Below are 23,591 nucleotides of genomic sequence, written 5' to 3' on the forward strand. Positions count from 1 at the left end.
GCTATTCCCATGAAGATCGGTGTAATCGGTGGCGGCCAGTTGGGTCGCATGCTGGCCCTGGCGGGAACGCCGCTGGGCCTGGAGTTCACCTTCCTCGACCCGGCCGTCGACGCCTGTGCCGCGCCCCTGGGCCAGCACCTGCTGGCCGGCTATGACGACCCGGCCGCGCTGCGTCGTCTGGCTGATGAAGTCGACCTGGTGACCTTCGAGTTCGAAAGCGTGCCGGCCGAGACGGTCGCGTTCCTCTCGCAGTTCGTGCCGGTCTATCCGGGCGCCGAGGCGCTGCGCATCGCCCGTGATCGTCTGTTCGAGAAAAGCCTGTTCCGCGACCTGGGGATCCCGACCCCGGCGTTCGCCGACATCCATTCGCAGGCCGACCTCGAGGCGGCGGTGACCAGCATCGGCCTGCCGGCGGTGCTCAAGACCCGCACGCTGGGCTACGACGGCAAGGGTCAGAAGGTCCTGCGCAGCGCACAGGACGTCGTCGGGACCTTCGCCGAGCTCGGATCGGTGCCGTGCCTGCTCGAAGGCTTCGTGCCGTTCACTGGCGAAGTGTCGCTGATCGCCGTGCGTGCCCGCGATGGCGAGACGCGCTTCTACCCGCTGGTTCACAACACCCACGACAGCGGCATCCTGCGCCTGTCGGTGGCCAGCCAGGCGCACCCCTTGCAGGGTCTGGCCGAAGACTATGTCGGCCGGGTCCTGAAGGCGCTGGACTACGTCGGCGTGATGGCCTTCGAATTCTTCGAAGTCGACGGCGGCCTCAAGGCCAACGAGATCGCGCCACGCGTGCACAACTCCGGCCACTGGACCATCGAAGGGGCCGAGAGCAGCCAGTTCGAGAACCACCTGCGTGCCATCGCCGGTCTGCCCCTGGGTTCGACCGCCAAGGTCGGCGAAAGCGCCATGCTCAACTTCATCGGCGAAGTGCCTCCGGTGGCGAGCGTCGTGTCGATCGAGGGCTGCCATGTGCACCACTACGGCAAGGCCTTCAAGGCCGGTCGCAAGGTGGGTCACGCCACGCTGCGCTGTGCTGACCTGCCGACCCTGCGGGCCCGCATCGCCGACGTCGAAGCGTTGATCGCCGGCTGAGGGAACCTCCGCGCCCCGCGCGCCCTCTGAAGTGGCACACGCCCATTGTCTTGGTGGGCCTTTCATGTCACTTCAGAGGGATTCTTCATGGGTATCATCGGCACCATCTTCATCGGCCTCATCGTCGGCCTGCTGGCACGCTTCCTGAAACCTGGCGACGACAGCATGGGCTGGATCATGACCATCCTGCTAGGCATCGCCGGTTCGCTGGTCGCCACCTACGGTGGTCAGGCGCTGGGCATCTACCAGGCAGGCCAGGCCGCCGGCTTCTTCGGTGCACTGATCGGCGCCATCGTCTTGCTGGTCATCTACGGTTTCATCAAGAAGCGTTGATTGCAGGCTAGAATGCGCGGCAATCATCTGGGTTGCCGAGCATTCTCCATGCGTGCCTTGTTTCTCCTCCCGCTTGTCCTGGCCAGTACCCTGGCCCATGCCGAACTGCCTGAAACCGACTGGCTCGCGCTGATGCCGCGCTCCGATCAGAAGGCACTCGAGCAGATGCCCGACATCGACCACAACTCACCCGAAGCCCTGGGCACCTTCACCGACAAAGGTGGCCTCAAGCAGGGCAAGGGTCTGCCGGCGGTCATGTACTCGACCAAGACCGTGCCTGCGCTCGATGGCAAGTCCATCCGTCTGGGTGGCTATCCCGTGCCGCTCGAGAGCGATGCCAAGGGCAACAGCACCTTGTTCTTCCTCGTGCCATACCCTGGCGCGTGCATCCATGTCCCACCGCCGCCGCCCAACCAGCTGGTGCTGGTGCGCTACCCCAAGGGCCTGAAGCTCGACGACATCTACACGCCACTGTGGGTCAGCGGGACGCTCAAGGTCGAGAAGGTCAGCAACGACCTGGCCGATGCGGCCTATGCGCTGGACGCCAGCCAGGTGCGCGTGGTCGAAGACGCGGACCTGTAGAGGCCCGCGAGGCAGGCCATACCCACCCAGGTCGATGGCGTCACAGTGCGTCGCAGAGGAAGCGCACGCTCAGCACATGTTGCTGGCCGGGCGCCAGGGTCACGGTGTCATCCCAGGCATTGGCCGTCTCGATGCACAGCATGCCTTGCCAGCCCTCGGCGGCCATGTCCGGCAGCGCGCATGCGCGCTCGGTCCAGGGATTCCAGATCACCGCCGAGCGTGAGCCCGTGGTGTGCAGGCTGAGACGACGCTTCCAGGTTGGATCGACGATCGCCAGGCGATCAGGGGCGTCGAGGTAGATGCGGTCGGTTTCGCCGACGAAGGTCAAGGCACCCTGCTGCCGACGGGTCTCCCAGTCGGCCAGGGTTTCCACGTAGTCCAGGCCGTCGACGCCTTCGACGCGGACCTGGCGCACGTCGCTGACGGCCAGGTAGCTGTGCAGCGCCTGGCTGAAGGTGACGTCGTCCTGGCCGAGGTTGTGGCTGGTCAAGGTCAGGCGCAGGTCGTGCGCTAGGTCGACGGTCAAGGTCAGCCGCATCGGGTGCGGCCACCCCGGCAGCTCGCCCTCGGCCTGGGGCAGGTGCAGCGTCATGCGCACACCGCTCTCGGTCGCCTCGATCCCCGCCGACTGCCACTCACGGGTGCGTGCCAGGCCATGGGCAGGCGCCTCGGTGCCGTGGTACATCGCCTGGACGGCCTGGGGGTTGCGCTGCAGGTTGCCAAACCAGGGCCAGCACACCGGGACACCGCCGCGCACCGATTTGCCCGTGTGGAACAGGGCTTCTTCGCTCAGCCACACCACCGGCGGCTGATCGCCCTGCCGATAGCGCAGGACTTGAGCGCCCTGGCGGGCGATCACCAGTTCGGCGCTGTCGGTGGTGATGCGCCAGCAATCGAGGTCGCCGAGCCGCAGGGTGTCGACCGTGTGATCCATCATGTACAAGCCTCATTGAATGATGCGAAGCCGGACCCGGCTGCGTGACCGATGCCTAGCGACGCGGGACGGAACGTGTGCGCCCGCTGCCATCGATGGCGACGAAGACGAAGACCGCTTCGGTCACCTTGCGCCATTCGCTGGACAACGGATCGTCGCTCCACACTTCGACCATCATGCGGATCGAGCTGCGCCCGATGTCCTGGGTCTGGGTGTAGAACGACAGCTGCGCGCCCACGGCGACCGGCACCAGAAACGCCATGCGGTCGATCGCCACGGTGGCGACCCGGCCACCGGCGACCCGGCTGGCCATCGCCGTGCCCGCCAGGTCCATCTGGGCGACCAGCCAACCGCCGAAGATGTCGCCGAAGCCGTTGGTTTCGCGCGGCAGCGCGGTGATCTGCAAGGCCAGGTCGCCTTGCGGGATAGGATCTTCTTGTTCGAGTTCAATCATGCGAGGGGCCTCTGACCCGTGACGCTTCGTTTGGTGGCGCTTGGACGGGCACGGTGGGAAACGGTTCAGCCAAGGCGCTTACTCTACGCTGATTTGCGGGATTGGGGGGAGGGCTGAGTGGCGAGCTACAAGCTGCAAGTTACAAGCTACAAGCTACAAGCTAGAAGCTAGAAGCGGACGGTAGTGCGGTGTGTCAGGTGTTGACAGGTTGTCAAGGCGGCGCTGACGCTCTGACTTGCAGCTTGCAGCTTGCAGCTTGCAGCTTGCAGCTTGCAGCTTGCAGCTTGCAGCTTGCAGCTTGCAGCTTGCAGCTTGCAGCTTGCAGCTTGCAGCTTGCAGCTTGCAGCTTGCAGCTTGCAGCGCGTTTGCTATGGTGACCGACCCGCCAGGCGCCGCGGAACGCGCGGCGTGCATGACCTCGACCGAGAACGACAATGACATCCGTGCCAGGCAGTACCGAACACCCCCCACGCCCGCTTACCCGCAGTGACTACAAGACCCTGTCGCTGTCGGCCCTGGGTGGCGCGCTGGAGTTCTACGACTTCATCATCTTCGTGTTCTTCGCCACGGTGGTCGGCAAGCTGTTCTTCCCCCCGGACATGCCCGAATGGCTACGCCTGATGCAGACCTTCGGCATCTTCGCCGCCGGGTACCTGGCCCGGCCGCTGGGCGGCATCGTCATGGCGCACTTCGGCGACCTGCTCGGGCGCAAGAAGATGTTCACCCTGAGCATCCTGATGATGGCCTTGCCGACGCTGGTGATGGGCCTGCTGCCCACCTACGCGCAGATCGGCCTGCTGGCGCCAGTCCTGCTGCTGTTGATGCGCGTGGTGCAGGGGGCGGCGATCGGCGGTGAAGTGCCCGGCGCCTGGGTGTTCGTCTCCGAGCATGTCCCGGTGCGCAATACCGGCTACGCCTGCGGCACCCTGACCGCCGGCCTGACCGCCGGCATCCTGCTCGGCTCGCTGGTGGCAACCCTGATCAACAGCCTCTATACCCCGGTCCAGGTCGCCGACTATGCCTGGCGTATCCCGTTCCTGCTGGGCGGTGTGTTCGGCCTGTTCTCGGTCTACCTGCGCCGCTGGCTGCACGAAACCCCGGTGTTCGCCGAAATGCAGACACGCAAGGCGCTGGCCGCCGAGCTGCCGCTGCGTACCGTGCTGCGTGACCACCGCACGGCGGTGGTGCTGTCGATGCTGCTGACCTGGCTGCTGTCGGCCGGCATCGTGGTGGTGATCCTGATGACGCCGGCCCTGCTGCAGACGTTCTACCACGTCAGCCCCACCGATGCGCTCAAGGCCAACAGCCTGGCGATCGTGCTGCTCAGCGTGGGCTGCATCGGCACCGGCTGGCTGTGCGACCGCTTCGGCGCCGGGCGTGTGCTGGTCATCGGCAGCCTGCTGCTGCTGGCCAGTTCCTGGACCTTCTACCACAGCCTGGCCACGCGGCCGGAGTGGCTGTTCGGGCTGTACGCCATGACCGGCCTGTGCGTCGGTGTGATCGGCGCCGTGCCCTTCGTCATGGTCAAGGCGTTCCCGGCGGTGGTGCGCTTCACCGGCTTGTCGTTCTCCTACAACGTGGCCTATGCCGTCTTCGGCGGCCTGACGCCGATGGCGGTCACTGCGCTGCTCACGTTCAGCCCGATGGCACCGGCGTATTACGTGGCGGGCCTGTGCGGGCTGGGCCTGTCGATCGGGCTCTACCTGATGCGCCGTCAGCGCTGAGTCGATGCAGCGCGCGAGGCCCACGAAGGCCTCGCACCCCTCCGGCGGCCTATCGCGCTCGCCATGCTGGCCTTTCATCCAATTGTCACATTGTGGTCATAGAGTCTTCATGCGGCCTGCAGATACTTGGGCCCGATCCATCCAGCACCCCACCTATTCCTGCTAGGAGCAAGGCATGAAACTGAAGCGTTTGATGGCGGCCCTGACATTCGCTGCCGCTGGCGTCGCCACTGCCAACGCGGTTGCCGCTGTCGATCCTGCGATCCCGACCTACACCAAGACCACCGGTGTGTCGGGCAACCTCTCCAGCGTCGGTTCCGACACCCTCGCGAACCTGATGACCCTGTGGGCCGAGGCCTACAAGAAGGAATACCCGAACGTCAACATCCAGATCCAGGCCGCAGGCTCCTCCACCGCGCCACCCGCGCTGACCGAAGGCACCGCCAACCTCGGCCCGATGAGCCGCAAGATGAAGGACGTCGAGCTGCAGGCGTTCGAGCAGAAGTACGGCTACAAGCCCACCGCCATCCCGGTGGCCGTCGACGCCCTGGCCGTGTTCGTGCACAAGGACAACCCGATCAAGGGCCTGACCATGGCGCAAGTCGATGCGATCTTCTCCTCCACCCGCCTGTGCGGCGCCAAGAGCGACGTCAAGACCTGGGGTGATCTGGGCGTGACCGGCGACCTGGCCAACAAGCCGGTGCAACTGTTCGGCCGCAACTCGGTGTCCGGCACCTACGGCTACTTCAAGGAAGAAGCCCTGTGCAAAGGCGACTTCAAGCCCAACGTCAACGAGCAGCCGGGTTCGGCCTCGGTGGTGCAGTCGATCAGCAGCTCGCTGAACGGCATCGGCTACTCGGGCATCGGCTACAAGACGGCCAGTGTCAAGACCGTGCCCCTGGCCAAGAAGGAGGGTGGCGAGTTCGTCGAAGACAACGAGACCAACGCCCTGAACGGTAAGTACCCGCTGTCGCGCTTCCTCTACGTCTACGTCAACAAGGCGCCGAACAAGCCGCTGGCACCGCTGGAGGCCGAGTTCGTCAAGCTGGTGCTGTCCCAGGCCGGCCAGCAGGTCGTGGTCAAGGACGGCTACATCCCGCTGCCGTCCAAGGTGGTCGACAAGACCTTGGCTGACCTGGGCCTGTCCCACGCCGGCAACGTCGCCAAGCAGTGATGTGAGCGGAAGGGGTCGGCTGCCGGCCCCTTCCACGACTTTCCAGTCCGACGCCAGGCTCCCTGCGCGGCGGGCTTTCTTGCGTCAACGCGCTGTCATGTTTTTGTCATACGGGACCGCTAGGGTGTGCGCATGAATGATCTGGCCAACTCCACCATGACCCAAAATTCTCCTCCCGTGCGGATTGATTTCAATACGCCCGAGCTGCAACGCAAGCGCCGTCTGCGCGCCCTCAAGGACCGCCTGACGCGCTGGTACGTGCTGGTCGGCGGGCTCGCCGTGCTGGCGGCCATCACCTTGATCTTCTTCTACCTGGCCTACGTGGTGCTGCCCCTGTTCCAGGGCGCCGAGCTGACCAGCAAGAAGGCCCTGACGCCGACCTGGCTGCAACAGGACGCTGGCAAGCCGCTGATGATCGCCCTCGAAGAGCAGAACCTGGTGGGGATGCGGGTCTCCGACCAGGGCCAGGTGGTGTTCTTCGACACCAAGACCGGCGAGGCGCTCAAGCGCGTGGACCTGCCCCTGCCGGCTGGCACCCAGGTCACCTCCATCGGTGCCGACCAGCCGGGCAGCCCGCTGGTGGTACTCGGTCTGTCCAATGGCCAGGCGCTGGTGTTCAACCACAGCTACAAGATCACCTACCCGGACAACAAGAAGACCATCGACTCGCTGGTCGGCTACCCCTATGGCGAGACGCCGTTCACCCTGGACGAGCAGGGCCGTGCCCTGGACCACGTCAGTCTGAACGTCAACGGCGAGACTCTGGTCGTGGCCGGCTCCACCGGCGCGCACCTGCAGGTGCTGTCGCTGACCCGCGAAGAGAACATGATGACCGGCGAGGTCAGCACCGAGCAGGCCCGTATCGACCTGCCGCAAATGGCCGAAGCAGTCAAGGCGCTGTACGTCGACCCGCGTCAGCAGTGGCTGTACGTGCTCAACGGCCGGGCCAACGCCGACGTCTTCAGCCTGCGTGACAAGAGCCTCAATGGCCGTTACAAGCTGCTCGAGGACGGCAACGCCGAAATCACCGCCAGCACCCAGCTGGTCGGCGGCATCTCGCTGATCCTCGGCGATTCCAAGGGTGGCCTGGCCCAGTGGTTCATGGCCCGTGACCCGGATGGCGAGCAGCGCTTCAAGCAGATCCGTACCTTCCAGATGGGCAGCGCCCCGGTCGTGCAGATCGATGCCGAAGAGCGTCGCAAGGGCTTCGTCGCCCTCGACAGCGCCGGCCAGCTCGGCGTCTTCCACAGCACCGCCCACCGTACCCTGCTGGTCGAGCCGGTGGCCGACGGCGCGGGCATCCTGGCGCTCTCGCCACGGGCCAACCGCCTCCTGATCGAACAAGGCGGCAAGCTGCTGCCGCTGAGCCTGCGCAACCCGCACCCGGAAGTCTCGATGAGCGCGCTGTGGGGCAAGGTCTGGTACGAGAACTACGACGAGCCCAAGTACGTCTGGCAGTCGACCGCGTCCAACACCGACTTCGAGCCCAAGCTCAGCCTCTCGCCCCTGACCTTCGGTACCCTCAAGGCCGCCTTCTACGCGATGATCCTGGCGGCACCGCTGGCCATCGCCGCCGCCATCTACACCGCCTACTTCATGGCGCCGGGCATGCGCCGCAAGGTCAAGCCGGTGATCGAGCTGATGGAGGCGATGCCGACGGTGATCCTGGGCTTCTTCGCCGGCCTGTTCCTGGCGCCTTACCTCGAGGGCCACCTGCCCGGTGTATTCAGCCTGTTCCTGATGCTACCGATCGGCATCCTGCTGGCCGGGTTCATCTGGAGTCGCTTGCCCGAGTCGTTGCGCCTGCGTGTCCCGGATGGCTGGGAAGCGGCGATCCTGATCCCGGTGATCCTCTTCACCGGCTGGCTGGCGCTGTCCATGAGCCCGTTCCTCGAGACCTGGTTCTTCGGTGGCGACATGCGCCTGTGGATCACCAACGACCTGGGAATCACCTACGACCAGCGCAATGCCCTGGTGGTCGGCATCGCCATGGGCTTTGCGGTCATCCCGAACATCTATTCGATCGCCGAGGATGCCGTGTTCAGCGTGCCACGCAGTCTGACCCTGGGCTCGCTGGCGCTGGGTGCCACGCCGTGGCAGACCTTGACCCGGGTGGTCATCCTGACCGCCAGCCCGGGGATCTTCTCGGCGCTGATGATCGGCATGGGCCGGGCGGTCGGGGAGACCATGATCGTGCTGATGGCCACCGGCAACACGCCGGTGATGGAGATGAACCTGTTCGAAGGCATGCGCACCCTGGCCGCCAACGTCGCGGTGGAGATGCCCGAGTCGGAAGTCGGCGGCAGTCACTACCGCGTGCTGTTCCTCGCCGCGTTGGTGCTGCTGATGTTCACCTTCGTGATGAACACCTTGGCCGAGCTGATTCGCCAGCGTCTGCGCAAGAAATACTCGTCGCTTTGATAGAAAGGTAGAGATCCGTGAAAAAGGATTCCCTCAAGGGCTGGTTCAAGAGCGGCGCTCCCGGCGTCTGGATCAGCGGTGGCGCCGTCGCCATCGCGGTGATCATGACCGTGGGCCTGCTGGCCGTGATCGCCGTGCGCGGCCTGGGCCACTTCTGGCCTGCCGACATCGTCCAGGCCACCTACAAGGTGCCGGGCCAGGCCGACCACGTGGTGATCGGCGAGGTGGTGCAGGCCGAAGAAGTCCCCCGTGCCCGACTCAAGGGGGCCGGGCTGCCGGTCCCGGACGAGGGGCCGGAGTTCATGACCCGCGAGCTGGTCAAGATCGGCAACCGCGACCTCAACGGCAACGACTTCAGCTGGGTCGTCGGCGAATGGCTGGTGGACCAGCAGAAGCCAGCCGACCTCATGGCCCTGGAGCGGCGCGAGTGGGGCAACTTCTACGGCTACCTGGTCAGCGTCAAGGAAGACGGCCGCGTGGTCGCCGAAGGAGCGGCCGCCTGGTCCGAACTGCAAAGCCGACTCAAGCGCGCCAGCCAGCTGGCCGACGAGCTGCAGACCCTCGAGAAGTCCGACATCGGCGCCATCAACCATGGCCTGGAGCGCCTGCGTCTGCAAGGCCGCAAGCTGGAGCTCGATGGCAAGCTCGACGCCGCCGCCCAGGCCGACCTGGACGCCGAGCGCGCCGAACTCAACAGCCGCTACCAGGCGATCGAAGAGCGGCTCGGTGCCCTGCACCGGGACTTCGCCCGCGACGCCCTGGTGGCCCGCGATGGCAACGGGCGCGAGGTGGAGATCAACCTGAGCAAGGTGGTGCACGCCTACCAGCCCAACGGCATGTCCACGCTGACCAAGCTGAGCACCTACTTCAGCAAGGTCTGGGAATTCTTGAGCGACGACCCGCGTGAGGCCAACACCGAGGGCGGCATCTTCCCGGCGATCTTCGGCACCGTGATGATGACCCTGATCATGGCGGTGATCGTGACCCCATTCGGCGTGCTGGCGGCCGTCTACCTGCGCGAGTACGCCCGCCAGGGCCCGGTCACACGCCTGATCCGCATCGCCGTGAACAACCTGGCCGGGGTACCGGCGATCGTCTACGGCGTGTTCGGTCTGGGCTTCTTCGTCTACGTGCTGGGCGGCTCCATCGACCGGCTGTTCTTCCCCGAAGCCCTCCCGGCACCGACCCTCGGCACACCGGGTCTGCTCTGGGCCTCGCTGACCCTGGCGCTGCTGGCCGTGCCGGTGGTGATCGTGGCCACCGAAGAAGGCCTGGCGCGTATCCCGCGTACGGTCCGTGAAGGCTCCCTGGCGCTGGGCGCGACCAAGGCCGAGACGCTGTGGAAGATCGTCCTGCCCATGGCCAGCCCGGCCATGATGACCGGCATGATCCTCGCCGTGGCCCGTGCCGCAGGCGAAGTGGCGCCGCTGATGCTGGTGGGCGTGGTGAAGCTGGCGCCGTCGCTGCCGCTCGATGGCAACTACCCGTACCTGCACCTGGACCAGAAGATCATGCACCTGGGCTTCCACATCTACGACGTCGGCTTCCAGAGCCCCAACGTCGAGGCGGCGCGTCCCCTGGTCTATGCCACGGCCCTGCTGCTGGTCCTGGTGATCGCCACCCTGAACCTGTCGGCGGTCTGGATTCGTAACCACCTGCGTGAAAAGTACAAGGCGCTCGATAGCTGAAGCATCGAGCCACACGCCACAAGCGGCGGGCAGTCGCCGCTTCTGCCTCAACGTGAAGTTCGCAGCGCGAAGCGTGCAGCGACAGACGGAGTAAGCACATGCAACACGACACGCATTCCCGCGGCATCGACATGAGTGCGCTGGGCCGCGACAAGCAAGGCCTGCGCCTGGCCGACGAGACGGTGGCCATCGAGGTTCCGGGCCTGAGCCTGTTCTACGGTGACAAGCAGGCCCTGTTCGATGTCGCGATGAACATCCCCAAGCAGCGCGTGACGGCCTTCATCGGCCCGTCCGGCTGCGGCAAGTCGACCTTGCTGCGTACCTTCAACCGGATGAACGATCTGGTCGACGGTTGCCGGGTCGAGGGCGCGATCAACCTGTACGGCCACAACATCTACCGCAAGGGCGAGGACGTTGCCGAGCTGCGCCGCCGAGTGGGCATGGTCTTCCAGAAGCCCAACCCGTTCCCCAAGACCATCTACGAGAACGTGGTCTACGGCTTGCGCATCCAGGGCATCAACAAGAAGCGTACCCTCGACGAAGCCGTCGAGTGGGCGCTCAAGGGCGCGGCGCTGTGGGACGAGGTCAAGGATCGCCTGCACGACTCGGCCCTGGGCCTGTCCGGTGGTCAGCAGCAGCGCCTGGTCATCGCTCGTACCATCGCCGTGGAGCCGGAAGTGCTGCTGCTCGACGAGCCCTGCTCGGCGCTGGACCCGATCTCCACGCTCAAGGTCGAGGAGCTGATCTACGAGCTCAAGTCCAAGTACACCATCGTCATCGTCACCCACAACATGCAGCAGGCCGCGCGCGTCTCCGACTACACCGCGTTCATGTACATGGGCAAGCTGGTAGAGTTCGGCGACACCGATACGCTGTTCACCAACCCGGCCAAGAAGCAGACCGAAGACTACATCACGGGGCGTTATGGCTAGTGGGGGGGGGCAAGCTGGGAGCTACAAGCTACAAGCTACAAGCTACAAGCTACAAGCTAGAAGCTAGAAGCTAGAAGCTAGAAGCTAGAAGCTAGAAGCTAGAAGCTTGCCACCCCACCCCTGATGCAGCACGTATGGCCCCCACGCACACCCTTGAAGCGTGAGGCGCGCGGCTTGCCGCTGGCAGCCTCTCGGCGGAGCGAACCATGATCAACAAAGAAAGCCTCACCCACCACATCTCCCAACAGTTCAACGCCGAGCTCGAAGAAGTGCGCAGCCACCTGCTGGCCATGGGTGGCCTGGTCGAGAAGCAGGTCAACGACGCGGTGACCGCGCTGATCGACGCCGACTCCGGCCTGGCCCAGCAAGTGCGCGAGGTCGACGGCCAGATCAACCAGATGGAGCGCAACATCGACGAAGAGTGCGTGCGCATCCTGGCGCGCCGTCAGCCAGCGGCCTCCGACCTGCGCCTGATCATCAGCATCTCCAAGTCGGTGATCGACCTGGAACGCATCGGCGACGAGTCGACCAAGATCGCCCGCCGGGCCATCCAGCTGTGTGAAGAGGGCGAGTCGCCACGGGGCTACGTCGAAGTCCGTCACATCGGCGACCAGGTGCGCAACATGGTGCGTGATGCACTGGACGCCTTCGCCCGCTTCGACGCCGACCTGGCCTTGTCCGTCGCCCAGTACGACAAGACCATCGACCGCGAGTACAAGACCGCGCTGCGCGAGCTGGTGACGTACATGATGGAAGACCCGCGCTCGATCTCACGGGTCCTGAGCGTGATCTGGGCGCTGCGCTCGCTGGAGCGGATCGGCGACCATGCGCGCAACATCGCCGAACTGGTGATCTACCTGGTACGCGGTACCGACGTGCGTCACCTGGGCCTCAAGCGCATGCAGGCCGAAGTGCAGGGCAGCGATGGCGGGTCGGCTAATGTTCCAGCGCCAGCGGACGATAACTAAGGTCTGTCCCGAGCACGAGCGTGCGCCTGCAGGCCACGTCGCTCGTTCAAGGTAATTGCCTGCGCAAGGAAGCCATCGACGCATCGCACCGGATGCTCCGGTGGCTTCCTTGCGCCTGGCCGGCCCTGGACACCCTCACGCCGTGCACGGCAGGTGGGACTCGTATCGCGTTCGACTTTGGCACATGGCCAGTCGTCAGCGGTATGCTAGCCAGGAGTCGAAAGGAGTGGCGATGAGTAAAGTCAAAGTGCTGGTCGTGGACGATGCCCCGTTCATCCGCGACCTGGTGAGAAAGTGCCTGCGCAATACCTTTGCAGGCGTCGCGGTCGAGGATGCGGTCAACGGGCGCAAGGCTCAGGTGCTGCTCACCCGCGAACGTTTCGACCTGGTGCTGTGCGACTGGGAGATGCCCGAGATGTCTGGTCTGGAGTTGCTGGCCTGGTGCCGTCAGCAACCCAGCATGGCCAGCATGCCGTTCATCATGGTGACCAGCCGGGGTGACAAGGAAAACGTCATCCAGGCCATCCAGGCTGGTGTGTCCGATTTCGTCGGCAAGCCCTTCACCAACGAACAGCTGTCGAGCAAGGTCAAGAAGGCCATGGCCAAGATCGGTCGGCTGGCCGACCTGGTCGCCAGCGCGCCCGTGCGCCCGGCGTCGACCGGCAACGACTCGCTGGCCGCCTTGACGTCAGGCCGCAGCGAAGTGCCTCGCCCGGCGGCTGCCAGCGCACCGGCACCGGCCGCTTTGCAGCGTGCGCCGACGGCGGCGCCTGCTGCCGTGTCGCCGCCGGGACCAGGCCGCGGGCAAGGTCAGCTGCGCCTGGCCGGTGGCGCCCAGCCTTGCGTGATCAAGGCCTTGAGTCTGAAGGAAGCCCTGCTGGTGGTTCGGCGTGGCGAGGTGTTGCCGCAGGTGCTCGAAAGCGCGGTGCTCGACTTGGAGCAGGGCGAGCAGGCCGAAACCGCACGGCTCAATGGCTACCTGCATGCCGTGGCCGCGCTGGAGCCTCGGCCTGAAAGCGACTGGTTGCAGCTGACCTTCAAGTTCGTCGACCAGGATGCCCAGAAGCTGGATTACCTGTCGCGGTTGATCGCGCGCGGGACAGCGCAGAAACACTTCACTCCGGGGGCCTGAGTCGGCGAGCGCTGCAAGGCACACCGGCTGTCGCGGTCTCCTGTGGGAGCAGGCTTGCCCGCGATGCAGGCGGCGCCTGGTCGGGCCCTATCGCTGGCAAGCCAGCTCCCACCCAGACCTATGCAGCCTGCCGAGGAAGCAAGCCTCCCACCCAGATCCATGCAGCCTGCCGAGCAAGCAAGCTGTAAGCATCCTGTGGGAGCAGGCTTGCCCGCGATAGCGTCCGGTCCGTCACCGCCTTCATCGCGGGCAGGCCCGCTCTCGCAAAGGGCGTACGTCGATCCGGCAGGGCAGCGATGCAGGCCGAACCGTGTGACCCCCGCAGTCACACTGACCAGACCCGTCTCGCGCCCCCAGAATGAGGACACGGCGGGACCTGCGATCAGTCCAGCAAGACCACCTTCGCCAGCACGATCTTCGGCCCTTTCATCTTTTTGATGATGATGCGCAGGCCTTCGACCTCCAGCACCTCTTCTTCTTCCGGCACGCGCTTGAGCGTCTCGTACACCAGGCCTGCCAGGGTCTCGGCCTCGATGTGGTCCAGGTCCACGCCCAGCAGACGCTCGACCTTGAACAGTGGCGTATCACCCCGCACCAGCAGCTTGCCGGGCTGGTAGGCGAGGATCCCGCGCTCGGTCTTGCGGTGTTCGTCCTGGATGTCGCCGACCAGCACCTCGAGCACGTCTTCCATGGTCAGGTAACCGATGACCTTGCCATCGGCTTCCTCGACCAGCACGAAGTGCGCGCCACCCTTGCGGAACTGTTCCAGCAACTGCGACAGCGGCATGTGCCGCGAGACGCGCTCCAGCGGGCGTGCCAGGTCTTCCAGGTCGATGGTCTCCGGCAGGTGGGCCAGGTCGGCCAGTTCGAGCAGCAGGTCCTTGATGTGCAGCAGGCCGGTGAACTCGCCTTTCTCGGCATCGTAGACCGGGTAGCGGCTGAACTTGTGCCGACGGAACATCGACAGGATCTCCTTGAGCGGCGCCTTGGCGTCGAGGCTGATCATGTCTTCGCGGGAGTTGGCCCAGTCGACCACCTCCAGCTCGCCCATCTCCACGGCCGAGGCCAGCACGCGCATGCCCTGGTCGCTGGGGTCCTGGCCACGACTGGAATGCAGGATCAGCTTGAGTTCTTCACGGCTGTAGTGATGCTCGTGGTGCGGCCCGGGCTCGCCCTGGCCGGCGATGCGCAGGATGCCGTTGGCGCTGGCGTTGAGCAGGTAGATGGCCGGGTACATCAGCCAGTAGAACAGGTACAGCGGCACTGCCGTCCACAGCGACAACAGCTCGGGTTTGCGGATGGCCCAGGACTTGGGTGCCAGCTCGCCGACCACGATGTGCAGGTAGGAAATCACGAAGAAGGCGACGAAGAACGAGATGGCCTTGATCAGTTCCGGTGTGTCCACCCCGGCGGCGGCCAACAGCGGTTCGAGCAGGTGCGCGAAGGCCGGCTCACCGACCCAGCCAAGGCCCAGGGACGCCAGGGTGATACCCAGCTGGCAGGCCGACAGATAGGCGTCGAGCTGGTGGTGAACCTTGCGCAGGATGTTACCGCGCCAGCCGTGCTGCTCGGCGATCGACTCCACGCGCGTGGCGCGCAGCTTGACCATGGCGAACTCGGCGGCGACGAAGAAGCCGTTGAGCAGGACCAGGAACAGCGCGAAAAGGATCATGCCGAAATCGGCGAACAGGGAGGTGAAGCTGATACCAGGGGAAGGGTCCATGATGGGGTTTTACGGGGTCCGTCGTGTCAGGGAAAGAAAGGGCAACCGGTGGCGTGTGCCACCGCGAGACAGCCAATGTAGCGGCTGGAGGCCCAAATGCAAAGGGCTGCCCTCAGACAGACGTCGCCGACAACACCTGGTTCAGCGGGAAGTGGCAGGTGAACGTGCTGCCATGCCCCATCACGCTGGTGATCTCCAGGCGCCCCCGGTGACGCAGCAGCACGTGCTTGACGATGGCCAGGCCCAGACCCGTACCGCCGGTGTTCGACGCACGGCTCGAGTCGACCCGGTAGAACCGCTCGGTCAGGCGGGGCAGGTGCTTGGCGTCGATGCCGATGCCGGTGTCCTGCACGCTCAGGTGCGCGCCCTGGGCATCGCGCCACCAGCGAATGCGGATCTGCCCGCCGTCGCGCGTGTACTTGACGGCATTGAAGATCAGGTTGGAGAACGCGCTGCGCAACTCTGCCTCGCTGCCCTTCAGGTGCACCCCTGGTTCGGCGTCGAGGGTGATCTGCTGACCGCGTTCCCCGGACAGCGCCGTGGCATCGCCCTGGATCGAGCGCAACAGGGGCTCGACACTGACCGGCTGGCTTTCGGACGGGTAGTCGGTGGCTTCGAGCTTGGCCAACAGCAGCAGGTCGTTGAGCAGGGTCTGCATGCGCTCACTCTGCTGGTGCATCTGCTGCAGGGCGCGCGTCCAGCGGGGGTTGATGCCCTCCACATTGTCCAGCAGGGTTTCCACATACCCCGTGATGACGGTCAACGGCGTGCGCAGCTCATGGGACACGTTGGCGACGAAATCCTTGCGCATCTGCTCGAGCTGGTGGATGCGGGTCACGTCGCGCACCAGCATCAGGTGCTCGTTGTTGCCATAGCGGGTGATGTGCAGCTGGACACGCAGGTGATCGTTCACCGGCGAGGGAATCTCCAGCGGTTCGAGGTAGTTCCCCTGCTCGAAGTATTCCTTGAACCGCGGATGGCGGACCAGGTTGGTCACGGGCTGCCCGCCGTCCTGCGGCGTCTTCAGGCCGAGCAGGGTTTCGGCGGCGCGGTTCCACCACTCCAGGTTGCCTTCGCTGTCGAGCATGATCACCGCGTCGCGCAGGGCGGCCGTCGACTCCTGGACCCGGTCGATGACCGCTTGCAGACGGCCACGAACGCGCTGATCGCGACGCTGCAGGTGGTAGATGCTGTCGAACACCTCGCCCCACAGGCCATAGCCATCGGGCGGTGCCTCGTCGGGCTGGTGGTTGCGCAACCAGTCGTGCAGGCGCAGCAGCTGCTTGAGGGTCCAGGCCAGGTAGAGCGCCAGGCCGATGGCCAGGCTCCAGCCATAGTGACCGCTGACCAGCCCGGCGACCAGGCACAGCGAGACCAGCAGGATCAGGTGGCGACTCAGGATGGTGTAGCAATTCTGGTTCAATTGCCGGTCCTTCGGAACAGGGGGAGGGCGGCGCGACGAACCGGTCGCACGCCGCTGGCGGGACGGTCAGCCTAGCATTTGGTGGAAAAACGATACCCCGTGCCGCGCACGGTCTGCACCAGGTTTTCGTAGGCTTCGCCCAAGGCCTTGCGCAGGCGCCGGATGTGCACGTCGACCGTGCGCTCCTCGACATAGACGTTGCCGCCCCAGACCTGGTCGAGCAATTGGCCCCGGGTGTAGGCGCGTTCCTGGTGGGTCATGAAGAACTGCAGCAGGCGGTACTCGGTCGGGCCCATCTCGGCAGGGCGTCCGTCGATGGTCACGCGGTGGCTGATCGGGTCGAGCAGCAGGCCACCGACCTCGATGGGCGCCTCGCCATCGCTGGGGCCCGCCCGGCGCAGCACGGCCTTCAGGCGCGCCACCAGTTCACGGGGCGAGAACGGCTTGGTGATGTAGTCGTCGGCGCCGACTTCGAGGCCCTGGATCTTGTTGTCTTCCTCGCCCTTGGCGGTGAGCATGATGATCGGGATGTCGCCGGTCAGTTCGTCGCGCTTGAGGCGCCGTGCCAGCTCGATCCCCGAAGTGCCGGGCAGCATCCAGTCGAGCAGAATCAGGTCCGGCTTGCGGTCGACGATGATCGCATGGGCCTGCTGCGTGTTCTCGGCTTCCAGGCAGTCGTAGCCGGCCATCTCCAGCGCCACGGCGATCATCTCGCGAATGGGCGCTTCGTCGTCGACGATCAGAATGTTCCTGCCAACCATGCTCAACCTCTCCTGGAAACGATCTCTTGGCCCGCATTAGATAACGGAATTATTGCAGCTGTGTGACAACTGCCGAGTCGCCTCCGGATACCCGCCTCAGCGTATCGCGTAATCGAGCATGACGCCGAGGAACACCAGCAAGCCCGCCCAGTGATTGTGCAGGAACGCCTTGAAGCACGCCGTCCGGTCCCGCGTGCGGGTCGAGCGGTACTCCCAGGCGAAGCACAGGGCCGCACCCAGCAGCCCCAGATGAAACCCACCGCCCAGGCCGAACGCCCTGCCGGCCAGGAGCAGGCAGACCAGCGACGCCAGCTGCAGGCCCAGGATGATCTGCCGGTCGGCCGCGCCGAAGAGGATCGCCGTCGACTTGACCCCGATCTTGAGGTCATCGTCGCGGTCGACCATGGCGTAGTAGGTGTCGTAGCCCACGGTCCACAGCAGGTTGGCCAGGTACAGCCACCAGGCGCTGGCCGGCAGCGATTCGTTGGCGGCCATGAAGGCCATGGGAATGCCCCAGGAGTACGCCGCACCCAGCACCACCTGCGGGTAATGGGTGTACCGCTTCATGAACGGGTAGCAGAAGGCCAGGGCCACGGCCCCGAACGACAGGCCCACGGTCGGAGCGTTGGTGCACAGCACCAGCAGGAAGCTTGCGCCTACCAGCACGGCGAACAGTGTCAGGGCCTCGCGGCCCTTGATGCGCCCACTGGCCAGGGGGCGGTCGGCAGTGCGCTTGACGTGGCCGTCCACCTTGCGGTCGGCGAAATCGTTGATGGCGCAGCCGGCGGCACGCATCAGCACCACGCCGAGCGCGAAGATCAGCACGTTGGCCAGGGTCGGGCTGCCGTTTCCGGCGATCCAGACCGCCGTCAGCGTCGGCCACAGCAGCAGGTAGATACCGATCGGTCGGTCCATGCGGCTGAGCTGGATGAAGTCCCAGGCACGCGGGTGGAGGCGGTTGAGCGACTTGAGCATCTGCAGGTACATCAGTTCGTGTCCTCGAGCGCGACGTGCCAGAAGGCAGGGAGAAAGACCTCGGCGACCAGCAGCTGCAGCCCGTCGCGCGCGAAGCGCGAGCGGCGCCCCCAGTGCGCCGGACCTTGGGCGGGCTCAGGCAGCCAGGCCTGGGGGTAGCGACAGACTTCGATGGGATGGCGGGTGAAGGCCTGGTCGCAGAACAGCAACTCGCCCAGCGAGCGTGTGCCCAGGTGCTGCAAGTCGAGCCCCCCCTCGACCAGGGCGCGACGCGAGGCGACGCTGCGGGCGAAGACCCAGGGCTGCCCTCGACCCCTCAGGTACACCTCGCGTGCCCAGCCTTGCTCACCCGGTGCCAGGCCCAATGCCGCGCATTCGTCCTCCCGCAGCGCCTGCCAGCCTTCGAAGAGCGGGACGACATCGAAGCAGTCCTGGGACAGCACGGTCAGGCGTCGCGTGAGCGAGCCCTGGTCGAACAGCCAGTCGAGGGTCGGCGGATCGATTTCGGGAGCTACCTGGGCGTAGGGCTGCCACGCGGCAGCGACGGCTTGCGAGGGTTCGTAGGGCACGTTGTCGAGGGCTGTCACCGGCTGGAGAAGCGGCGAGCTTAGCATGATTGAAAGACGGCTTCTGCACGGCGCAGCCCGCGAACGCTGGGCCAAATCGCCTCAATCCGCCCCGACGCAGGGCAGAAGTGCCACCTGTCCGCCTGATTGACGAGAGGGACTGGCGTGCATTACGGCGGCGTGCCATTCTCAACCGCGTCTGTCTCAGCCTGGAAGCCGCGTCGTACCCTTGGGCACCGCGTCCAACGCACCGCACGGCATAACAAAAAGAATTCCCGTCAAAGAGGCTCTACCATGCGCAAACCACAGCTCGCTACCGTCATCTCGGAAGAAACCGGCCTGAACAAGGACAAGGCCAACGAGGTGCTCAACGCGATATTGGACACCATCACGCAGGCGGTCGACAGCCAGAGCGTGACCCTGGTGGGCTTCGGCACCTTCGAAAAGCGTCACCGGGGCGCCCGCAACGGCAAGAACCCACAGACAGGCGAGGCCCTGCAGATCAAGGCCAGCAACACGGTGGCCTTCAAGCCTGGCAAGGCGTTCCGGGACCTGCTCCACGACGACACCGCTACCCCATCGACCAAAGCACCCAAGGCCGCCACGCCCAAGGCCCCGGCGTCGTCCTCCAAGACGTCCGGCGCGGCCAAGCGCGCGCGTTGAGGGTTTCTTGCGCTGAGAGGGCAATGATCGGTCCGTGCTCAGGGCACCCGGCCCGACTGGCATTCGGCGAACGAGCCGATAGACTGCCGGGCACGTTCGTTTTCGAGATGTCACGATGAAGTTTCGCGTTCTCCTGTGGGCCATGGGCCTGCTCATGGCCCGGGCCAGTCGCCGTAATCCGGCCTTTCGCAAGCAGTTGCAGGACAAGGACCTGGTGTTCCAGATGCAGACGCTCGATGGGCGTGTCGCACGGCACTTCATCGTCAAGGATCTGCGTGTCACCAGCCGGGCTGGCCTGCACCCCCAGCCGGCCTTCACCATCGCCTTCAAGGATGCGCCGTATGGCTACGCGACCTTGCAGGCCAAGAACAAGCAGCTGGCCTTCATGCAGGGTATCCAGGACAAGGGGATTCAGATCAAGGGCAACCCGGCCCTGGTCATGTGGTTCCAAGGCCTGATGAAGCACCTGCGCACGCCCCGTCCGGCCTGAGGCCGTCGAGGCGCCGCGTTCAGAACTGCGAGGCCAGTTCGCGCAGCAGGGCTTCGGCATCCAGGATCCGACCCACGACCTCTTCGGCCTTCTGGCGTGTCAGGTGCAGACGGTCGAGCAGGGCATCGGGAATCTCCAGCTCGGGGCCGCTGCCGATGCCACGGGCACGCAGCAGACGTGTCGCCAGGCAGATCAGGTTCGCGAAGGCGGCATGCTCGCCTGCATAGCTGGCGTCGTGCTGGAAGCGCAGGGCCGTGGCCAGTTCCTCGGGCATGTCCCACAGCCCCAGCAACCAGGCGCCCATCTGCTCGCGGGTGATGCCCAGCAAGTGCTGCTCGATGTAGGGGTGGCTCAAATGCGGGTTGACCTCCAGGTGACGGCAGATCAGCGAAAAGTGGGGCGGGAAGACGTGGGCCAAGAGCAGGTAGCCGAAGTTGTGCAGCAGACCACCCAGGTAGGTCAGCCCGCCCTCGGGGCGCTCGGCCCGGGGCATGGCCCGGGTCAGGCCTTCGATCACGGCCGCGGTGTAGATCGACTGCTGCCAGTAGGGCGTGTCGTGCTGCGGATGATCCTTGGGCAGGCTCAGGGTCTTGCCCAGGGCCAGCCCCAGCGCCAGGTTGATCACCAGGTCGAAGCCCAGCACCCGGCCGATGGCGTCCTCCACCGAACGGATCTTGCCGGGAAACGCGTAGTAGGGCGAGGCGGCCCAGCTGACCACCTGGGCCGCCAGGGCCGGGTCGGTTTCCACCACGCGGGTGATGTCGTCGATGCTGGCATCGGGGTCCACGCGCAGCTTGATGATCTTCTGCGCCGAGTCGGGCAGCGGCGGGATCTCGATGGTCTGCTCGAGCCGCTGCTGGATGCGCCGCGCCGTGAAGGCCTGGACCGCTCGGCTGATCTCCTTGGAGTCGTCCTGGCGGTCGAGCTTGAGGTGGATGTTGCGCACGGGCTCGGCGAAGCTGCCGGCGCTGGCCTTGGTCAGCAGACGCTTGAACTCGGTCAGCGTCAGCTCCAGCAGCACTCCGGTCTCCCCGGACTGGATCAGCAGCGAATCGGTGTCCAGCAGGCTCTGTTCGTACAGGCACGGCGAGCTGGTCAGGGCCGGGATCGCCGGCAAGGCCTTGAGACCATGCTTGTCGAGCATCTGCCGCAGCCGTGCGACCGGCACGGCGGTCAGCGTACGGCCCGTCAGCTCGGTCAGGCGCTTGAGGTCCAGCAGATGGCTGCACGGGAACAGCACCATCAAGGCGCCCACTTCGTCATCCAGCAGCACGGCCTGGACCTTGCGGGCCGGCACATGATCGGGCTGGTCTGGCACTTCGCGATAGGTAGCGCCCAGCTTGTCGAGCAAGCGACAGATCACGGACGGTGCGCGAGTGGGGGTGGTTTCCAGAGCAACTTCAGTCATGATGGCGACCCAGTGTTAAACGCGAAATATCGACGGTCCTGAACAACGGACGGTTCCAGGTGAAGCAGGTCACACTTGGCCATATTGCTGGCCATGGCGCAACCAACGGTCGAGCAGGGGGCTGACATGCTGCGGCCAGCGGGCCAGCAATGCCTGGGCCGCGTCGCGCACCGCCGGCAACAGGTCGGCATCGCGCATCAGGTCGGCTACCTTGAACTGTAGCAAGCCGGTCTGGCGTGTACCGAGCATCTCGCCGGGACCGCGCAGTTCGAGGTCCTTCTCGGCGATCACGAAGCCGTCGTTGGTTTCGCGCATGATCCCCAGGCGTTCCCGGCCGATCTGCGACAACGGTGGATGATACAGCAGCACGCAGTGGCTGACCGCACTGCCCCGGCCCACGCGACCGCGCAGCTGGTGCAGCTGGGCCAGGCCCAGCCGCTCGGGGTTCTCGATGATCATCAGGCTGGCGTTGGGTACGTCGACCCCGACCTCGATGACCGTGGTGGCGACCAGCAGCTGCAGGTTTCCGGCCTTGAACTCGGCCATGACCGCCGCCTTCTCGGCCGGCTTCATGCGGCCATGGATCAAGCCGACGCTCAGCTCGCCCAGGGCACTGCCCAGGTCTTCATAGGTGCTCTCGGCCGCCTGGCAGGTCAGTTCCTCGGATTCCTCGATCAGGGTGCAGACCCAATAGGCCTGACGACCCTCGGCACAGGCGGCGCGCACCCGCTCCACCACTTCGAAGCGCCGGCTGTCGGCGACCAGCACGGTGTTCACCGGGGTCCGCCCCGGCGGCAGCTCGTCGAGCACCGAAGTGTCCAGGTCGGCGTAGGCGCTCATGGCCAGGGTCCGCGGAATCGGCGTGGCGGTCATGATCAGCTGGTGCGGGCACAACTCGCCGCCCACACCTTTCTGGCGCAGGGCCAGGCGCTGCTGCACGCCGAAGCGATGCTGCTCGTCGATGATCGCCAGGGCCAGGTGCCTGAACTTCACTTCGTCCTGGAACAGCGCGTGGGTACCGACCACCATGGGGGCGCCATTGGCGATCTGCTCCAGGGCACTGACCCTGGCCTTGCCCTTGAGCTTGCCCGCCAGCCAGGCGACCTCGATACCCAAGGGTTCGAGCCAGCGCTTGAAGGTGATGAAATGCTGCTCGGCGAGGATCTCGGTCGGCGCCATCAGCGCGACCTGGTAGCCCGCTTCGAGCGCCTGCAACGCCGCCAGGGCCGCCACCACGGTCTTGCCGGCACCGACGTCGCCCTGCACCAGCCGCATCATCGGTTCGCCCTGGCTGAGGTCGTAGGCGATCTCGTTGCCCACGCGCTGCTGGGCGCCGGTGGGTTGAAAGCCCAGGTTGGCCAGGTAGCGCGCAGGCAGACGGCTGGCTTTCGGCAGCACCGGCGCGCGCAGGGTGCGCAGGCTCTCGCGCACGCGCTGCTGGGACAGCTGGTGCGTCAGCAGTTCTTCGAACGCCAGGCGATGCTGTGCCCAGTGCTGCCCTTCGGCCAGCTCGTCGACGTCCGCATCCGCCGGTGGGTTGTGCAGGTAGCGGATGGCCTCGTCCAGCGGCGCCAGCTGGTAGTCACGAGCCAACTCGTCGGGTATCCAGTCCGGCAGGCTGCTCGGGCCGAGCTGCGCCAGGCTCTGCTGGCACAGCGCGCGCAGTCGTTGCTGGGTCAGCCCTTCGGTGGTCGGGTAGATCGGTGTCAGCGTCTGCTCGACCGCCGGCGCGGGCTCGTCACCGTTGAGCGCGCGGTATTCAGGGTGATAGATCTCGAGGCCTGACGCGCCCGGGCGGACCTCGCCGTAGCAGCGCAGGTGCGTGCCACGCTTGAGGCCTTCGCGCTGTGCGTGGCTGAAATGGTAGAAGCGCAGACTCAGCACGCCGCTGCCGTCGCCCATGCGCACCACCAGGCTGCGGCGCTTGCCCATCACCACGTCGGCGCCACTGACCACGCCTTCCACCACCGCATCCTGGCCTGGGCGCAGGGCGCCGATCGGCACCACCCGGGTACGGTCCTGGTAGCGCAAGGGCAGGTGGAACAGCAGGTCCTGGAGGTTTTCCAGGCCGACCTTGGCGAGTTTCTGCGCCATGGCCTCGCCCACCCCCTTGAGCGCGGTCACCGGCACCTTCGACAGCTCATTCAT

Annotated in this window: 21 protein-coding genes; 12 read left to right on the forward strand and 9 right to left on the reverse strand. The window is 65.7% G+C overall.

Annotated elements, in window-relative coordinates; translation table 11 throughout:
• The first annotated feature begins 9 nt into the window (after positions 1 to 9).
• The 3 genes from G7007_RS02155 to G7007_RS02165 all read left to right on the forward strand — a co-directional run bounded on the left by G7007_RS02155 (position 10) and on the right by G7007_RS02165 (position 2,007).
• Positions 10 to 1,092 carry a 5-(carboxyamino)imidazole ribonucleotide synthase gene (locus G7007_RS02155; RefSeq protein ID WP_181098807.1) on the forward strand — a complete coding sequence of 361 codons (1,083 nt, stop codon included), beginning with the start codon at positions 10 to 12 and terminating at the stop codon, positions 1,090 to 1,092.
• An 87-nt stretch (positions 1,093 to 1,179) separates the two neighbouring features.
• Positions 1,180 to 1,425 carry a GlsB/YeaQ/YmgE family stress response membrane protein gene (locus tag G7007_RS02160; protein ID WP_060391985.1) on the forward strand — a complete coding sequence of 82 codons (246 nt, stop codon included), beginning with the start codon at positions 1,180 to 1,182 and terminating at the stop codon, positions 1,423 to 1,425.
• 48 nt (positions 1,426 to 1,473) lie between these two features.
• Positions 1,474 to 2,007 (forward strand): DUF3299 domain-containing protein, encoded by a 534-nt coding sequence (locus tag G7007_RS02165; protein ID WP_181098808.1) that lies wholly within the window; start codon positions 1,474 to 1,476, stop codon positions 2,005 to 2,007.
• Between the two features lie 40 nt (positions 2,008 to 2,047).
• On the opposite strand, the gene G7007_RS02170 is transcribed toward G7007_RS02165, so the two are convergent.
• Positions 2,048 to 2,944, reverse strand: coding sequence for a D-hexose-6-phosphate mutarotase (locus G7007_RS02170; protein WP_181098809.1), 897 nt, complete (start codon positions 2,942 to 2,944; stop codon positions 2,048 to 2,050).
• A gap of 52 nt (positions 2,945 to 2,996) precedes the next feature.
• Positions 2,997 to 3,395: an acyl-CoA thioesterase gene (locus tag G7007_RS02175; RefSeq protein WP_060391988.1), complete on the reverse strand. Its 399-nt coding sequence runs from the start codon at positions 3,393 to 3,395 to the stop codon at positions 2,997 to 2,999.
• Between the two features lie 434 nt (positions 3,396 to 3,829).
• Here G7007_RS02175 and G7007_RS02180 point away from each other — a divergent pair, with 434 nt between their 5' ends.
• The 7 genes from G7007_RS02180 (at position 3,830) to G7007_RS02210 (ending at position 13,434) form a co-directional block, all read left to right on the forward strand.
• Positions 3,830 to 5,119, forward strand: a complete 1,290-nt coding sequence (locus G7007_RS02180; protein WP_181098810.1) for an MFS transporter — start codon at positions 3,830 to 3,832, stop codon at positions 5,117 to 5,119.
• A gap of 175 nt (positions 5,120 to 5,294) precedes the next feature.
• Positions 5,295 to 6,293 (forward strand): phosphate ABC transporter substrate-binding protein PstS, encoded by a 999-nt coding sequence (locus G7007_RS02185; protein WP_181098811.1) that lies wholly within the window; start codon positions 5,295 to 5,297, stop codon positions 6,291 to 6,293.
• Between the two features lie 132 nt (positions 6,294 to 6,425).
• Complete coding sequence (locus G7007_RS02190) at positions 6,426 to 8,714, forward strand: ABC transporter permease subunit (protein ID WP_181098812.1); 2,289 nt, start codon at positions 6,426 to 6,428, stop codon at positions 8,712 to 8,714.
• Positions 8,715 to 8,731: 17 nt separating this feature from the next.
• Positions 8,732 to 10,402, forward strand: a complete 1,671-nt coding sequence (gene pstA / locus G7007_RS02195; protein WP_181098813.1) for a phosphate ABC transporter permease PstA — start codon at positions 8,732 to 8,734, stop codon at positions 10,400 to 10,402.
• A 98-nt stretch (positions 10,403 to 10,500) separates the two neighbouring features.
• Positions 10,501 to 11,334: a phosphate ABC transporter ATP-binding protein PstB gene (gene pstB / locus G7007_RS02200; RefSeq protein WP_181098814.1), complete on the forward strand. Its 834-nt coding sequence runs from the start codon at positions 10,501 to 10,503 to the stop codon at positions 11,332 to 11,334.
• A 206-nt stretch (positions 11,335 to 11,540) separates the two neighbouring features.
• Positions 11,541 to 12,302, forward strand: a complete 762-nt coding sequence (gene phoU / locus G7007_RS02205; protein WP_181098815.1) for a phosphate signaling complex protein PhoU — start codon at positions 11,541 to 11,543, stop codon at positions 12,300 to 12,302.
• Between the two features lie 232 nt (positions 12,303 to 12,534).
• The gene (locus tag G7007_RS02210; protein ID WP_181098816.1) at positions 12,535 to 13,434 is read left to right on the forward strand and encodes a response regulator; all 900 of its coding nucleotides are present in this window, start codon (positions 12,535 to 12,537) and stop codon (positions 13,432 to 13,434) included.
• Between the two features lie 382 nt (positions 13,435 to 13,816).
• Here the strand turns inward: G7007_RS02210 and G7007_RS02215 are convergent, their stop codons facing one another.
• The 5 genes from G7007_RS02215 to G7007_RS02235 form a co-directional block, all read right to left on the reverse strand.
• The gene (locus G7007_RS02215) at positions 13,817 to 15,157 is read right to left on the reverse strand and encodes a hemolysin family protein (RefSeq protein ID WP_181098817.1); all 1,341 of its coding nucleotides are present in this window, start codon (positions 15,155 to 15,157) and stop codon (positions 13,817 to 13,819) included.
• A 112-nt stretch (positions 15,158 to 15,269) separates the two neighbouring features.
• Entirely contained in the window at positions 15,270 to 16,580 is a 1,311-nt protein-coding gene (gene phoR, locus G7007_RS02220) for a phosphate regulon sensor histidine kinase PhoR (protein ID WP_181098818.1), read from the reverse strand.
• 71 nt (positions 16,581 to 16,651) lie between these two features.
• On the reverse strand, positions 16,652 to 17,341 hold the full coding sequence (phoB, locus tag G7007_RS02225) for a phosphate regulon transcriptional regulator PhoB (RefSeq protein WP_181098819.1): 690 nt from the start codon (positions 17,339 to 17,341) through the stop codon (positions 16,652 to 16,654).
• A 96-nt stretch (positions 17,342 to 17,437) separates the two neighbouring features.
• The gene (gene ubiA / locus G7007_RS02230; protein ID WP_181098820.1) at positions 17,438 to 18,328 is read right to left on the reverse strand and encodes a 4-hydroxybenzoate octaprenyltransferase; all 891 of its coding nucleotides are present in this window, start codon (positions 18,326 to 18,328) and stop codon (positions 17,438 to 17,440) included.
• A complete protein-coding gene (locus G7007_RS02235; protein WP_181098821.1) occupies positions 18,328 to 18,885 on the reverse strand; it encodes a chorismate--pyruvate lyase family protein in 558 nt (185 codons plus the stop codon). The genes ubiA and G7007_RS02235 overlap by 1 nt, the downstream gene beginning before the upstream one ends.
• A 291-nt stretch (positions 18,886 to 19,176) precedes the next feature.
• Between G7007_RS02235 and G7007_RS02240 the strand changes: the two genes are divergently transcribed.
• Both G7007_RS02240 and G7007_RS02245 read left to right on the forward strand, forming a co-directional pair.
• Positions 19,177 to 19,545, forward strand: a complete 369-nt coding sequence (locus G7007_RS02240; RefSeq protein WP_181098822.1) for an HU family DNA-binding protein — start codon at positions 19,177 to 19,179, stop codon at positions 19,543 to 19,545.
• Positions 19,546 to 19,660: 115 nt separating this feature from the next.
• Entirely contained in the window at positions 19,661 to 20,035 is a 375-nt protein-coding gene (locus G7007_RS02245) for a helicase (protein ID WP_181098823.1), read from the forward strand.
• 19 nt (positions 20,036 to 20,054) lie between these two features.
• Here G7007_RS02245 and G7007_RS02250 read toward each other — a convergent pair whose 3' ends face one another.
• Both G7007_RS02250 and recG read right to left on the reverse strand, forming a co-directional pair.
• Positions 20,055 to 21,443 (reverse strand): aminoacyl-tRNA deacylase and HDOD domain-containing protein, encoded by a 1,389-nt coding sequence (locus tag G7007_RS02250; RefSeq protein WP_181098824.1) that lies wholly within the window; start codon positions 21,441 to 21,443, stop codon positions 20,055 to 20,057.
• 69 nt (positions 21,444 to 21,512) lie between these two features.
• Positions 21,513 to 23,591: an ATP-dependent DNA helicase RecG gene (gene recG / locus G7007_RS02255; RefSeq protein ID WP_181098825.1), complete on the reverse strand. Its 2,079-nt coding sequence runs from the start codon at positions 23,589 to 23,591 to the stop codon at positions 21,513 to 21,515.

It is taken from the genome of Pseudomonas entomophila (assembly GCF_013523125.1).
Lineage (GTDB): Bacteria > Pseudomonadota > Gammaproteobacteria > Pseudomonadales > Pseudomonadaceae > Aquipseudomonas > Aquipseudomonas entomophila_B.

Bases quoted from the DNA above. Each gene is read 5' to 3' on its own strand.
- phoB (WP_181098819.1), bottom strand. From the start codon at position 17,341: ATGGTTGGCAGGAACATTCTGATCGTCGACGACGAAGCGCCCATTCGC.
- G7007_RS02165 (WP_181098808.1), top strand. From the start codon at position 1,474: ATGCGTGCCTTGTTTCTCCTCCCGCTTGTCCTGGCCAGTACCCTGGCC.
- G7007_RS02245 (WP_181098823.1), top strand. From the start codon at position 19,661: ATGAAGTTTCGCGTTCTCCTGTGGGCCATGGGCCTGCTCATGGCCCGG.
- G7007_RS02160 (WP_060391985.1), top strand. From the start codon at position 1,180: ATGGGTATCATCGGCACCATCTTCATCGGCCTCATCGTCGGCCTGCTG.
- G7007_RS02215 (WP_181098817.1), bottom strand. From the start codon at position 15,157: ATGGACCCTTCCCCTGGTATCAGCTTCACCTCCCTGTTCGCCGATTTC.
- G7007_RS02180 (WP_181098810.1), top strand. From the start codon at position 3,830: ATGACATCCGTGCCAGGCAGTACCGAACACCCCCCACGCCCGCTTACC.
- G7007_RS02185 (WP_181098811.1), top strand. From the start codon at position 5,295: ATGAAACTGAAGCGTTTGATGGCGGCCCTGACATTCGCTGCCGCTGGC.
- G7007_RS02250 (WP_181098824.1), bottom strand. From the start codon at position 21,443: ATGACTGAAGTTGCTCTGGAAACCACCCCCACTCGCGCACCGTCCGTG.
- G7007_RS02175 (WP_060391988.1), bottom strand. From the start codon at position 3,395: ATGATTGAACTCGAACAAGAAGATCCTATCCCGCAAGGCGACCTGGCC.
- G7007_RS02190 (WP_181098812.1), top strand. From the start codon at position 6,426: ATGAATGATCTGGCCAACTCCACCATGACCCAAAATTCTCCTCCCGTG.
- G7007_RS02170 (WP_181098809.1), bottom strand. From the start codon at position 2,944: ATGATGGATCACACGGTCGACACCCTGCGGCTCGGCGACCTCGATTGC.
- pstB (WP_181098814.1), top strand. From the start codon at position 10,501: ATGCAACACGACACGCATTCCCGCGGCATCGACATGAGTGCGCTGGGC.
- ubiA (WP_181098820.1), bottom strand. From the start codon at position 18,328: ATGTACCTGCAGATGCTCAAGTCGCTCAACCGCCTCCACCCGCGTGCC.
- phoU (WP_181098815.1), top strand. From the start codon at position 11,541: ATGATCAACAAAGAAAGCCTCACCCACCACATCTCCCAACAGTTCAAC.
- G7007_RS02240 (WP_181098822.1), top strand. From the start codon at position 19,177: ATGCGCAAACCACAGCTCGCTACCGTCATCTCGGAAGAAACCGGCCTG.
- G7007_RS02210 (WP_181098816.1), top strand. From the start codon at position 12,535: ATGAGTAAAGTCAAAGTGCTGGTCGTGGACGATGCCCCGTTCATCCGC.
- recG (WP_181098825.1), bottom strand. From the start codon at position 23,591: ATGAATGAGCTGTCGAAGGTGCCGGTGACCGCGCTCAAGGGGGTGGGC.
- G7007_RS02155 (WP_181098807.1), top strand. From the start codon at position 10: ATGAAGATCGGTGTAATCGGTGGCGGCCAGTTGGGTCGCATGCTGGCC.